This window comes from uncultured Roseovarius sp. (genome assembly GCF_947259555.1).
In the GTDB taxonomy this organism is placed as follows: domain Bacteria; phylum Pseudomonadota; class Alphaproteobacteria; order Rhodobacterales; family Rhodobacteraceae; genus Roseovarius.
In genome coordinates, this window is sequence record NZ_CAMYMD010000059.1 from 97411 (window position 1) to 109318 (window position 11908).

14 protein-coding genes and 1 tRNA gene are annotated in these 11908 nt (G+C 60.9%); 6 read left to right on the forward strand and 9 right to left on the reverse strand.

Going from position 1 to position 11908, the window contains the following annotated elements; all coding sequences use genetic code 11:
* Positions 1-370 precede the first annotated feature (370 nt).
* Complete coding sequence (locus Q0X85_RS09670) at positions 371-1912, forward strand: helicase HerA-like domain-containing protein (RefSeq protein WP_297771675.1); 1542 nt, start codon at positions 371-373, stop codon at positions 1910-1912.
* Between the two features lie 6 nt (positions 1913-1918).
* Here Q0X85_RS09670 and Q0X85_RS09675 read toward each other — a convergent pair whose 3' ends face one another.
* The 3 genes from Q0X85_RS09675 to rocF form a co-directional block, all read right to left on the reverse strand.
* Entirely contained in the window at positions 1919-2746 is an 828-nt protein-coding gene (locus Q0X85_RS09675; protein WP_297771676.1) for a glycosyltransferase, read from the reverse strand.
* A 205-nt stretch (positions 2747-2951) separates the two neighbouring features.
* Positions 2952-4001: an ornithine cyclodeaminase gene (locus Q0X85_RS09680; protein WP_297771677.1), complete on the reverse strand. Its 1050-nt coding sequence runs from the start codon at positions 3999-4001 to the stop codon at positions 2952-2954.
* Between the two features lie 10 nt (positions 4002-4011).
* The gene (gene rocF, locus Q0X85_RS09685; protein WP_297771679.1) at positions 4012-4941 is read right to left on the reverse strand and encodes an arginase; all 930 of its coding nucleotides are present in this window, start codon (positions 4939-4941) and stop codon (positions 4012-4014) included.
* A gap of 119 nt (positions 4942-5060) precedes the next feature.
* On the opposite strand from rocF, the gene Q0X85_RS09690 reads away from it, so the two are divergent.
* Positions 5061-5489 carry an Lrp/AsnC family transcriptional regulator gene (locus Q0X85_RS09690; protein ID WP_074788290.1) on the forward strand — a complete coding sequence of 143 codons (429 nt, stop codon included), beginning with the start codon at positions 5061-5063 and terminating at the stop codon, positions 5487-5489.
* A gap of 103 nt (positions 5490-5592) precedes the next feature.
* On the opposite strand, the gene Q0X85_RS09695 is transcribed toward Q0X85_RS09690, so the two are convergent.
* On the reverse strand, positions 5593-6057 hold the full coding sequence (locus Q0X85_RS09695) for a disulfide bond formation protein B (RefSeq protein WP_297771680.1): 465 nt from the start codon (positions 6055-6057) through the stop codon (positions 5593-5595).
* A complete protein-coding gene (locus tag Q0X85_RS09700) occupies positions 6057-6635 on the reverse strand; it encodes a YqaA family protein (protein ID WP_297771681.1) in 579 nt (192 codons plus the stop codon). Before Q0X85_RS09700 ends, Q0X85_RS09695 begins: the two co-directional genes overlap by 1 nt.
* Positions 6636-6780: 145 nt before the next feature.
* Between Q0X85_RS09700 and Q0X85_RS09705 the strand changes: the two genes are divergently transcribed.
* A tRNA-Leu gene (locus Q0X85_RS09705) sits at positions 6781-6866 on the forward strand.
* Positions 6867-6958: 92 nt separating this feature from the next.
* Here the strand turns inward: Q0X85_RS09705 and Q0X85_RS09710 are convergent.
* Together Q0X85_RS09710 and Q0X85_RS09715 are read right to left on the reverse strand one after the other, a co-directional pair.
* Positions 6959-8050, reverse strand: a complete 1092-nt coding sequence (locus tag Q0X85_RS09710; RefSeq protein WP_297771682.1) for a hypothetical protein — start codon at positions 8048-8050, stop codon at positions 6959-6961.
* Positions 8034-8246, reverse strand: a complete 213-nt coding sequence (locus Q0X85_RS09715; RefSeq protein WP_080456871.1) for a helix-turn-helix domain-containing protein — start codon at positions 8244-8246, stop codon at positions 8034-8036. The genes Q0X85_RS09710 and Q0X85_RS09715 overlap by 17 nt, the downstream gene beginning before the upstream one ends.
* 419 nt (positions 8247-8665) lie before the next feature.
* On the opposite strand from Q0X85_RS09715, the gene Q0X85_RS09720 reads away from it, so the two are divergent.
* Complete coding sequence (locus tag Q0X85_RS09720; protein ID WP_297771683.1) at positions 8666-9028, forward strand: hypothetical protein; 363 nt, start codon at positions 8666-8668, stop codon at positions 9026-9028.
* A 45-nt stretch (positions 9029-9073) separates the two neighbouring features.
* Here the strand turns inward: Q0X85_RS09720 and Q0X85_RS09725 are convergent, their stop codons facing one another.
* Entirely contained in the window at positions 9074-9394 is a 321-nt protein-coding gene (locus Q0X85_RS09725) for a hypothetical protein (RefSeq protein WP_297771684.1), read from the reverse strand.
* Positions 9395-9400: 6 nt separating this feature from the next.
* Between Q0X85_RS09725 and Q0X85_RS09730 the strand changes: the two genes are divergently transcribed.
* On the forward strand, positions 9401-9730 hold the full coding sequence (locus tag Q0X85_RS09730) for a NapC/NirT family cytochrome c (RefSeq protein WP_297771794.1): 330 nt from the start codon (positions 9401-9403) through the stop codon (positions 9728-9730).
* A gap of 52 nt (positions 9731-9782) precedes the next feature.
* On the opposite strand, the gene Q0X85_RS09735 is transcribed toward Q0X85_RS09730, so the two are convergent.
* A complete protein-coding gene (locus tag Q0X85_RS09735; protein WP_297771685.1) occupies positions 9783-10616 on the reverse strand; it encodes a hypothetical protein in 834 nt (277 codons plus the stop codon).
* A gap of 263 nt (positions 10617-10879) precedes the next feature.
* On the opposite strand from Q0X85_RS09735, the gene Q0X85_RS09740 reads away from it, so the two are divergent.
* Complete coding sequence (locus tag Q0X85_RS09740; RefSeq protein WP_297771686.1) at positions 10880-11869, forward strand: diacylglycerol kinase family protein; 990 nt, start codon at positions 10880-10882, stop codon at positions 11867-11869.
* The last annotated feature ends 39 nt before the right edge of the window (positions 11870-11908 follow it).

Sequence of the window (11908 nt, forward strand, 5' to 3'; positions counted from 1 at the left end):
GGACCAAATCGGTGCGAATGATGGGCTGGGCGGTGCGTTTCCGCCGAAATCGCCGCTTTTGCGGTGCTGCAACACAGGGCACGCATTGTCTCAAAAAGAAAGAGGCCTCACGGCCTCTTTCTGTTTTCTCCCCGTCGGACTGGCCGACTTAGTTATTGACCGGAACGCTAGGGCAGAACTTTGCAACCGTCAACAGTGGAACGGGAAAATCCATCAAAAAAGGCCGCACCCGGTGGGCGCGGCCAGTCTGACAGGGAGGAAGTCACCCAAGACCAGAGGACATCGGTCAGGGGCATGAATTCAGACTGGCATGGAAGGGTTAAATAAGTATGGTCGAGCCGTGACCATTTTTTGACCGGGGGACGTGAGCGTGCAGAGTTCGATTTTCGTAGGGGGAGGCGGGTCGGACTATGCCCAGAAACAGAATCTGCTGCTGAAATACGGCAACCGGCATGGTCTGATCGCCGGGGCAACCGGTACCGGCAAGACCGTGACTTTGCAAATTCTGGCCGAAGGTTTCTCTGACGCGGGGGTGCCCGTCATCCTGTCTGACGTCAAGGGTGACGTGTCGGGCATGGCCATTGCGGGCAGCCCCGCGCACAAACTGCATGCTCCGTTCAGCGAGCGCGCGGCGAAAATCGGCTTTGACGCCTTCCGCTACGATGCATTCCCGGTGGTGTTCTGGGACCTGTTCGGAGAGCAGGGGCATCCGATCCGAACCACGGTGGCCGAAATGGGACCCCTGTTGCTGTCGCGTCTGATGGGCCTGTCGGATGCGCAGGAGGGCGTGCTCAACATCGCCTTTCGGGTGTCCGATGAAGAGGGATTGCCGCTGCTCGATCTCAAGGACCTTCAGGCCTTGCTCACGTGGGTCGGACAGAATGCCGCCGACTTGTCATTGCGGTATGGCAATGTCGGCACATCTTCGGTTGGCGCCATTCAGCGTGCGCTGCTGGTTCTCGAAAATCAGGGCGGCGCGCATTTCTTTGGCGAGCCGGCCCTGGCGCTCGAGGACCTGATGCGCGTGACGCCCGAGGGGCGTGGCCATGTCAATATTCTTGCCGCCGATCGCTTGATCCACTCGCCCCGCCTCTATGCGACGTTTCTTTTGTGGCTCTTGAGCGAACTCTTTGAGACCTTACCCGAGGTTGGGGATGTCGAAAGGCCGAAGTTGGTGTTTTTCTTCGATGAGGCGCATCTGCTCTTTGATGACGCGCCAAAGGCATTGGTCGACAAGGTCGAGCAGGTGGCGCGGCTGATCCGGTCCAAAGGCGTGGGGGTCTATTTCATCACCCAAAACCCAGATGATGTTCCAGAGGATATTCTCGGCCAGCTTGGCAACCGGTTTCAGCACGCATTGCGCGCGTTCACCGCACGCGATCAAAAGGCGCTCAGCCGTGCGGCCGAGACGTACCGTCCCAACCCGCGCTTTGATACGGTGGATGCGATCCGGGATGTGGGTGTGGGCGAGGCCGTGACATCTATGCTCGAGGACAAGGGTGTTCCCGGGGTGGTCGAGCGCACGCTGATTCGCCCGCCTGCCACGCAGCTTGGCCCATGCGATGCGGCAAGCCGCCGCGCGATCATCTCGACATCGCCTGTCGCTGGCAAATACGAGACGGCGATTGACCGGGAATCGGCGCATGAAATTCTGGCCGCGCGGGCTGAGGCAGCAGCCAAGGAGGCTGAGGATGCCGAGGCCGCTGCGGTAGAGGCCGAAACAGAGGCCGCGCGCGAATTCAAGGCGGCACGGCGATATTCCGGCGGGGCCAGCTCTGGCCGGGCGCGCCGGATGTCAGAGCCTGAAAGTTTGAGTGGGGCTCTGGCCTCGGTCGTTCTCAAGGAACTCAAGGGGACTACGGGCAGACGAATCGTACGAGGTATTCTCGGTGGCCTCTTCAAGGGGCGCTAAGCGCGGTCACGCCCCGGTCAACCGCCATTCCTGTGCGTCATGATCGTAGCGCACGAGGCGCGGTGCGGATTTGCCCGGTCGGGTGCGTTTGACATATTGCCGGTAGATCAGGGCGGCGGCCCTTTCCCATAGTGCGGGACGGCGGCGCAACGCGCGGAGTTCGCGGCGATAGCCCCCCGGAACCTGCTTCGACAACTGGTCAGGTTCCACGGTGAAAGAACCGATATGCGTGTCAATGACGTATAGCGGCTCGTGCCGCGCGAAACTGTGCCACAAAAAGAAATCGCCGGCGAGTTTGCAACCCGCCAATTGGTTCAGATCGATATGCGCGTTGAGCGCGCTGCGCCATAGTGTACTTTCCTGCTGAAGCACGGTCAGTCGTGTTCCATACATCCCGCAGTCGAAAAACTGCCTGTGGAATGGATGCGGCAGGCGGCAATTGACGATCTGCCCTTTTTCGTTGCGCGTGACTTCCTGACCGGTGATCCAGCGGATCTGCGAGTATCGGTTCAGCACCTCGGCAGTCACGGCAAAGGCATGCGGGTCCAGCAATTCGCCCGCGGGCAGATAGCCGGTCACGTCGCCATCTACCAGACCGAGCCCCTTGGCAAGCGCGTCATACATGCCGCGATCCGGCTCGGAGCAGACCTCGATGCGCGCATCTTTCATGGCCTCTGCGCGAGCCACGGTGTCATCCGTGGAGGCTCCATCCATGACGATACAACGTAGCCTTGCCGTGCCATCCTTCAGCGCGGTCTGCGCAAGCAGGCTGGCGATGGTGCGCTCGATCTTCGGCCCCGCATTGTAGACCGGTATGATGATGCAAAAATCCATGTGCCCTCGATCTCGGGTAACGCGTGGTACACATTCCGATCAGCCATGCGGTGCCGGCGTGGTCCACTGGCCCAAAAGGCCGACGTGTCGTTTACTGCGCAAAGCCCGCCATAAGGCCAAGCAACCGTCGTGCTGCCCGATTGAGGGGAAACCGCATGAGGCTATCGCAGAAACACGTCTCTGGTTCAAGTTCGTGACACGCGTCTCAGGGCGCGGCGCGTTGCAGCATCCCGAACAGGTCGCGCGGATCGTCCGGGTCAGCCAGAAGGTCGAGATCCATGTAGTAATCGGTGCCGCCGATATGGTCGCGGATGTAACGCAGGGCGCTGAAATCCTCGATGGCGAAGCCGACGCTGTCGAAGAGCGTGATCTGTTCGGCCGAGGTGCGCCCCGGCGCCTCGCCCGACAGGACCTGCCACATCTCGGTCACCGGGTGGTCGGCATCAAGCTGCTGGATCTCGCCCTCGATGCGGGTCTGCTCGGGATATTCGACAAAGATGGTTGAGCGGTTAAGAACCCCCGCCGCCAGTTCCGTCTTGCCCGGGCAGTCGCCGCCGATGGCGTTGATATGCACGCCGCTGCCGACCATGTTGTCGCTCAGGATCGTGGCATATTGTTTATCGGCGGTGCAGGTGGTGATGATCTGCGCGCCATCCATCGCGGCTTCGGGGCTGCGGCAGGCGAGCACCTCCAGCCCCATGCCGGTGAGGTTGCGCGCGGCTTTTGCGGTCGCTGCGGGGTCGGTGTCATAGAGGCGCACGGATTTCAGACCCACCAGCGCCTTCATCGCGAGGCTCTGGAATTCTGACTGCGCGCCCGCGCCGATCATCGCCATGGTGTCGGCCCCCTTGGGTGCCAGATGCTTTGCCACCATCGCCGAGGTGGCCGCCGTGCGCAGCGCGGTGAGCACGGTCATTTCCGACAGAAGCACCGGGTAGCCATTGCCGACATTGGCCAAAAGCCCGAAGGCGGTGACGGTCTGCAATCCGGCCTTGGTGTTCTTGGGGTGGCCGTTGACGTATTTGAAACCGTAGACCTCACCATCGGAGGTGGGCATCAGCTCGATCACGCCCTCGTCGGAATGCGAGGCGATGCGGGGGGTCTTGTCGAACAGGTTCCAGCGGCGGAAATCGGCCTCGATATAGTCGGCCAGACCGCGCAACATCGGCTCGATCCCGATGTGATGGACCAGTTTCATCATGTTGTCGACAGACACGAAAGGCACGAGCGCCTTGTCGGAGGGGGCGAGTGTCATGGGCGTATCCTCAGCTATAGGCCAATGTGGGGCGGTCAAAGACGCGGCGGCCAAGCGCCGAGGCCGCAAGATCGACCATCACCTGCGCGGTGCGACCGCGATCATCGAGAAAGGGGTTCAATTCCACGAGGTCGAGCGAGGTCATGAGGCCACTGTCGCAGATCATTTCCATCACCAGATGCGCCTCGCGGATGGTGGCCCCGCCCGGCACGGTGGTGCCGACAGCGGGGGCGAAGGAGGGATCGAGGAAATCCACGTCGAGCGAGACATGCAACGCGCCACCCTGAGCGGCGACGCGATCGAGAAAGGCTCCGAGCGGGCGTGAGATGCCCTGCTCGTCGATCACCCGCATGTCGTGAGTGCGGATCTGCGTGGCTTGCAGCGCCTCGCGCTCGGCGGCATCGACCGAGCGCAGGCCGAGAATGCAGATGTTCTCCTCGGGCACCGGATGGGCGACGGGCGGAAAGCCGTGAAAGCCCGCGCGCCCGGTGACATAGCCCAAGGGTGTGCCGTGCAGGTTGCCCGAGGCGGTGGTCTGCGGCGTGTGAAAATCGCTATGCGCGTCGAGCCAGAGAACAAACTGCGGGCGGTTCTCTCTGGCGGCGTGATTGGCCGCGCCTGCGACAGAGCCGAGCGATAGGCTGTGATCGCCACCGAGGAAGACAGGTAACCCGGTGTCGAGGGCATGTTCTGCGGCCTCGGCAAGGGTCGCGGTCCAGCCGGCGGTCTGCTCGGGCGCGTAAACATGCGGCGGCAGGGCCGGGTCCGGGGTGGCGGGCTGCGGTGTCAAGTTGCCGGTGTCCGAGATGCGGTGGCCGAGATCCATCAGCGCCTCGGCGAGACCGGCGGTGCGATAGGCGTCGGGGCCCATCAGGCAACCTCGCCGATCCTTGCCGCTATCTACCGGGGCACCGATCAGGATGATGTCTTGCGGTGTCATGAAAACCTCTGGTGATGTGCGTGTCGCGGTGAGGGTGCTGCCGAAACGGGTTGATTTGAAGCGGCTGTTTTGCACTAATCGGGGGATATCTGTGCGAAACGAAATCAAGGACCTGCAAAATGGACGATACCGACCGGCGGCTTATCTCGATGCTACGCCACGATGCGCGGGCCTCGCTGTCGGATCTGGCGATTGGGCTGGGGGTGTCGCGCACCACGGTGCGGGCGCGGATCGAGCGGCTGCGCACGAGTGGCGAGATCGTGGGGTTCACGGTGGTGCTGCGCGGTGATACGGCGCGCGATCCGGTGCGCGGATTGATGATGCTGGGGATCGAGGGGCGCGGCACCGAACGGGTGATCCGTCAGCTCAACGGGCTGAGTGCCGTGCGCGCCACGCATACGACCAATGGCCGGTGGGACGTGATCGTCGAGATCGGCACCGAGACGCTGGAAGAGCTTGACCGGGTGCTGGCGCAGATCCGGCGCTTCGACGGGATCGCGAGTTCGGAGACGAGCCTGCTGCTGAATACCTGGAAATCGGGGGGGTAGGGGCAAGGCCTTTGCAAAGGCCTTGAACGCGCCTTTCAAGGCGCGTGGAAAGCGGCTTGCAAGCCGCTTTGGAAGCCGTTAGCAAACGGCTTCCCTCAATACGTCAGCGCGCGCGCAGTGCCATCAGCCAGAGCGCCGCGAGGCCGAGCGATACCAGCATGTTCCAGCTGGCCATCGACAGGCCAAGCATCTCCCAAGGAACCTCGTCGCAGCGCACCAGCGGGGCGGCCATGATCTGGTTGAAGAGATCATCCGTGCTCAGCCCCGCCGCCCCTGTCGAAGAGCATTCCGAAGGCCCCTCCCACCAGCCGCGCTCGACCCCGGTGTGATAGCCTCCGAGCGCCGCCGTGGCGAGCGCGGCGAGCAACCCGCCGAATGCCATCAGGCGGGGCAGGGCGACGAGTGCGGCCGCCCCGAGCGCAATCGCGATGACATGCGGCCAGCGTTGCCACAGGCACAGCTTGCACGGGGCCATGCCACCGATATGCTGAAAGGCGAGCGCGCCCAGCATCAGCGCGGCAGAGCCCGAGGCCGCGATCAGGATCAATTGGCGTTGACTGAGGGGCATCATAGGAACCTTGTCGCATAAAAGCCGCCGAACAGCAGCAGCACGAAGAGAATGGTCATCAGCCCGAGACGGCGTTCGATGAAGTCGCGCACCGGGGTGCCGAATTTCCACAAGAGGGCGGCCACCAGAAAGAAGCGGATGCCGCGCGCCAGGATCGAGGTGGCGATGAAGGTGCCGAGCGGCATCGCCGTCCAGCCTGACATGATGGTGATCACCTTGTAGGGGAACGGCGTTACCCCCGCCGTCAGCACCGCCCAGAAGCCAAAATCGTTGAACCTCGTGCTGAACGCTTCCATCGCGTCGCCCTTGCCCAATGCGGCCAGAATGGGCTGGCCTATCTCCTGATAGGCGTAGGCCCCGATGGCATAACCCAGCATCCCGCCCAGCACCGACGAGACGAGTGCCACGCCGGCGATCAGCCAGGCCCGTGAGGGCCGGGCGAGGATCATCGGGATCATCAGCACATCGGGCGGGATCGGGAAAACCGAGCTTTCGACGAATGAGACGAGAGCAAGCGCCCATATCGCATTGCGATGCTCGGCCATTCGGATCGTCCAGTCGTAGAGGGCGCGGATCATCGGAGGCTCTTTTTGTTGGTTCAGGCAGAGACAGCACGCCCGCGCGCCGGGGTCAAGGCACAGGGATTTGTCCCGCGAGATTGTCGCCAAAAAACACGTTTGGCCACTGGACGTGGCGCGCATGCTTCGCTACAGAGCGTGGCGTGCCCAAGTGGCGGAATGGTAGACGCAGGGGATTCAAAATCCCCCGCTGGCAACAGCGTGCGAGTTCGAGTCTCGCCTTGGGCACCATCACAAGTCTATGACTTTGCAAGAAAAAGCCGCCGATCCGTTGATCGGCGGCTTTTCCGGTTTTTGCGTGACTCCCACTGCTGACTCCCACTTCACTCTTTGAACCGCCGCATCTGCGCTGTTCGAGACATCGCCTTCTGGTTCGCCTCTTTTCGGTACTTTGCGACCGTTTCAAGGCTCTGGCCCGTCACGGCCTGGATTTCTGCATCCGTGCAACCGGCTTCGGCAAGTTCAACGCACGCGCGCTTCCGGAGGCCGTGGAGACTGTAGCGTTTTGCGTCATCGTCGTGTTCTTCGGCGATTTCTGCAAGAGTGTCGCGCCACGCTCGAAATGACTTTTCTACAACGTCATAGGAACGCGGCGCTTTCTCCGATTTTGCAAGCACATGCCTCGGGCCTTTCTCCAGGTTCTCGACCAACGTTCTCAGACGGCAAGGGCAATAGATGTCGAATGTCTCATTACCCTTTTCATCTGTGACGGTAACCCATTCGCCCTTGAATGCGCTTTTGAGCATTTTGATCGACGCAGCAGGCCTCTGTCCGGTCCCACGAATCAATTCCCCTGCGATCCGCACGTCGTCGGGCGCGCTGGCGAGCGCCTCGAGCATCCAATCTGGCCAGGTCAAAAACACTCGCTGCGAGCCGTATTTGTCGACACCATGGGCCGGATTGTCTCCAAGCGGCCACTCCAGCTTGTCTTTTGCATGGTTCCAAAGAATGGAAACGGCCTGCAACATCCAGTCGGCTGCCCTCGGCGTCGCTGACATAGCGTTGTGTTTTTTCCGGATGGCTTTCTTGGTGGTCGAAGACATCGGCTTGTCGGCGTTCTTTTCGAGAATCTTTTCGAATTCGCGATTGTACGACTTCTTGGTGCCAGCCGAGAGCTTCTTCTGGATGAGGGCATCACTACGCCACTCGCGGATGCATTCAGCCCAAGTGTGCTTGGATGGTTTCCGTTGTGCCGGGTGTCGACCCGCCTCTGCCGCCCAGTATTCATCATCAAGCTTTCGAGGATCACCCTGCCAATCGAGCTTGATGCTACGTTCTTTTCTCTTGCCGGAACTATCTGTCCAGGTGACCCGGTGATACGGCTCCCATTCAGACCCGTTCCGGGGCCAGACCCATTTCAAACGCTCGCGCTGGATCCGTGGCTTTTTTGGTTTGCTTTTATTCGAAATCGTCATCACCGTCTGGCTTTCGTTTGGTTCCAATGAGGATTGCTTCGAGATCGGCGACACGCCAACGGACCGCTTCCCCAATCTGACACGGCGGCGGCAGGGCGCCGCGCCCCACCAGTCGCCGGAATTCTGCCTGTGACATGTCGAGCATGGCAGCAGCCGTATTTTCCTTGACGGCAATGGGTTGTGCGCGAAGAGACATCCGGAAGCTCCGATCTTAGGAGTTCGGGAAGTCGGTTCATCCTGATTGCCCCGGAAATGAACCGAACTCGAGTAGTGGCAGATATCCGATATCTCCCGCGTAAGATACTGTTATATAATTGTTTTATTTGGTCCAAAAAAGTTAGTTCGGGGATCCTAAGCATGGCTTTCGTCTCCTCAACCCGTGCGCGTCGGTGCCTTTGCAGCGAATGTTCACCGCGACTCAGAAGAGAAGATTGGCCGGGCCGGTTTGAGGCGAAGAAAAAAAAAGGCTGGAGATTTTGGGCTTCAGTGACAAAGACCCGAGCGCGTACGGAACCGCGTGGCGCTGTAGCAGCAGATCATCGTCTTCTCGTGCCGCCAATTGGCTTTCGCCGGCCTCGGCGGTGACCCTCCCGCGATCAGAACGGAGGATGCGGCATGAATCAGATCGAGGGTTCAAGGCCGATTGATTGGACTGAAGACCGATACGTGCTGAACATCCTCGAGGACGCTGCCGTCAGGAAATTGCTCGGCGAAAAAGAGGTCGGCACGCCCCATTCGGCTAAAGGTGCATCAATCATCAGATCAACCATCACTGGAACAACATTGCGAAGGATAGCCGCGCCCTCTGGTAACTGGCCGCGATGGGTTCCAGAGTTCCACGGGGCTCCACCGCATCAGTTCAGTTCTGCCCTGCGCGTTCACGGTGCCCGGCACCGCCGCGAGGTTCGGGTAAAGCTCGCGCAGGATGGCATAGACCCCGGGCGAGGGGGCCGCCGTTCGGCCGCCCCCCACTTTTGAGGTCGCTTACCTATCGGGGATCGTGCGCCTTGCTGCGGCTTCATTTCACGCGGCGGCGTACTGCAGGCTGCGCAGCGTTTGGAGCGCCTTAGCGATCCTGTCGCGATCTTTGCAGCAGTTCGCGCCTATCCACTCGTGCACGTGACGCAGTTCCTCATCGCCGTAGAGTGTCGTTAATTTGCCGCGCAACTGGCGCAGGCGATCCATGAGCGCTACCGGCAGACTGCCACTGATCGGACTGTATTTCTGCGTGACGAAGCGGGCGTCGTGCCGCGATACGCGGATCCGGCGCGCCAGAACGAAGCGCGTCGGCTTGGTTAACCCGCAAACCGCCCGATCGTCATTGACGAAAATCTCGTAGCCCACATTTGCATTGGTCTTCTTGGACGTTCCGTAGGCGACGACCAATGGTCGCGGCTGCAGGCCAATGACAGCCTCGAATGCCGGAACTGCTATTCGGAAACGGCCATGGATCTCAGTTGCCAGTCGCCGCGCGCGGCGGAGATCCATACCGAGTACTTGCTGTCGGACGAGCGCACCTGCATCGACTGCCACAAGGGCATCGCCCATGAGCTGCCCGACATGACCGGGGGCGAGCCGGGCTGGACGGTGCCCGAAGACCTTCAGGGCGAAACCCAGCCGGGCCTGACCGGGAGCGAGGAGATCAAGAGCTATCTGATGGAGGCGCCTTCGGAAGGCTGAGAGATTTCAGATTCACACGCGCGATTTTGCCGATTGCCGTAGACAGCAGCGGTCATTTGGGAAATGACGAAAAGAACCGGTAGCTCTTGATTTCTGCGCCACCACTCCCGCCCGGATTGATCGCTCCTGTCAATGTCCCAGTTGCGCGAATGTTATCCTTTCGGTCATCAAGAAAGCCTCTTACCAGTCTGGTACAATGCGCAACAAGTTGTGCAGCTCGCTTGGCCGCCAATGCTCCGTCTTTTTCATTCCGAGGATAAGCTGCGCGTTTCAACAGTGCAGAATGGGCTTGTCTCGAACCAATCCAGATACCATGAGCTTCTGCTATGGTGTTCTCTGTTGAAACCGCTTTCATAAGCGCAAACAACGCCGAGCGCGTTTTGATTGACTCACGCATTTTCACCGATCCTATCAGTCGTTCATGGTCTATTTGAGCCGAAAGGCGACCGCCGCATCCCGCAGAAGCAACAAGCAGATCCTCGGATGCCGCGACTGAATTGACGGGAAACGCCCCGAGTAGGAAACACGTCAGGATCAATGGCTTGACTTGTGTCACCGTTGAGGAAGAACTCCAGAATTTCCACCTAACGCTCTTCGCATTCCCATGAATGGGTGGAATGAATTCCTCTTCCAGTTGGAGCTTTCCAGTAGCGTCCATTATGCTCTTCACCGATCCGGACCGCATCGTGATAACTTCCTCGGTGATCAGTTCCGGAGACTCGCGTACCATGCCCAACATGCCGTAGCCGCCCGCGTTGGCCACGGCGGCGGCCAGTTCCCGGCGGGAAACGCCGCCCATGCCGGCAAGCAGGACAGGCACTTCGCATCCACGATATCTGACTCTGCGGATAACATGGAACCTCGGGGATTTGAGCTTGTGTTTCATGCTACATTGGATAAATAGGCATTGTAAATACCAATTTAGAGATCGACTGTGAACCACATCTCTCTGCCGTGCACCCTTGGCCGCGAAACGGCGCGCCGGCTCTTCCTGTTCATCAAACCCTCGGCCATGCCCGCCCGTCTGTGCCGGAGCACAGGCCTCGGTGTCGACAACCCAGCGATATACGCGGATACGGACAATACGATCCTCTGCGATACCACGTGCAGCCTTGCACCTACCGTCCGGCGCTTGCCCATGGGCCGCCGATGATGGTCCGTATCTGCGTCCTGACCAACGCGAAGAGCGGCCACAATCGCAAGGGGCTTGCTCGGCTTGCCGCCCGGCTCTCGGCCTATGGTGCAGTCACCCATTATGTCACCCGCTCGCCCGAAGAGGCGCGCGCGCTGATGCCCGTGCTGTACGACGCGGCCCCGGACGTGGTGATTATCAACGGTGGCGACGGGACAATCTCGGCCACGCTCGGCCTGATGCTCGAACATTGGCGCGCCGAGACGTTGCCCCTTGTCATGCTGCTACCCGGTGGCACGTCCAACATGACGGCAGGCGATATTGGGCTGGCCTCCTCGCCCGCCCGCGCACTCGACCGGGTGTGCCGCTGGCTCGATGCCGGCGCGCCGCTGGAAGGTGGGGATATCCGCAGCCGCCATATAATGCGCGTGACAGGAGCGGCCGATGGTGCTGTGCGGTATGGCATGTTCCTTGGCACCGGCGCGATCATGCAGGCCACGCGATTTGCCCATGACAAGGTTCATTCACGGGGCCTGCGCGGAGAGTGGAGCCTTGGACTCACTCTTATCCGCACGCTCTGGGGGCTTGTCCGGCAAGATAGGCGCTTCTACCAGCCCACCCCGGTCGGCCTTGCACTGCACCGTCCGGAGACCCCACCCGTTTGCCGCGCAGAGGCACCCATGATCATCCTGGTGGCGAGCACGCTTGATCGGCTGTTCTTGGGAATGCGCCCTTTTTGGGCGCAGGAGAGCGGGAGCATCGGCCTCACCGCCATCCGGGGTGGTGCCGAGAGATTCGGCCGCACGATCCTTTCGGTGCTGCGGGGGCGACTCAATCGACACACGACACCCGGGAACGGCTACGAAAGCTTCCGCACCGAACGTATCGAGATGTACCTTGACGGCGAATTGAATCTCGACGGCGAGCTTTTCATGACAGGCGGCGGCCAGACCCCACTTGTCGTGAGCGTCGAAGGTCCGATCCGGTTCCTGCGTCCGCCGCAATGACGCTTGCAGGACATTTCGACCTTCTTTTGCCATGGGAGC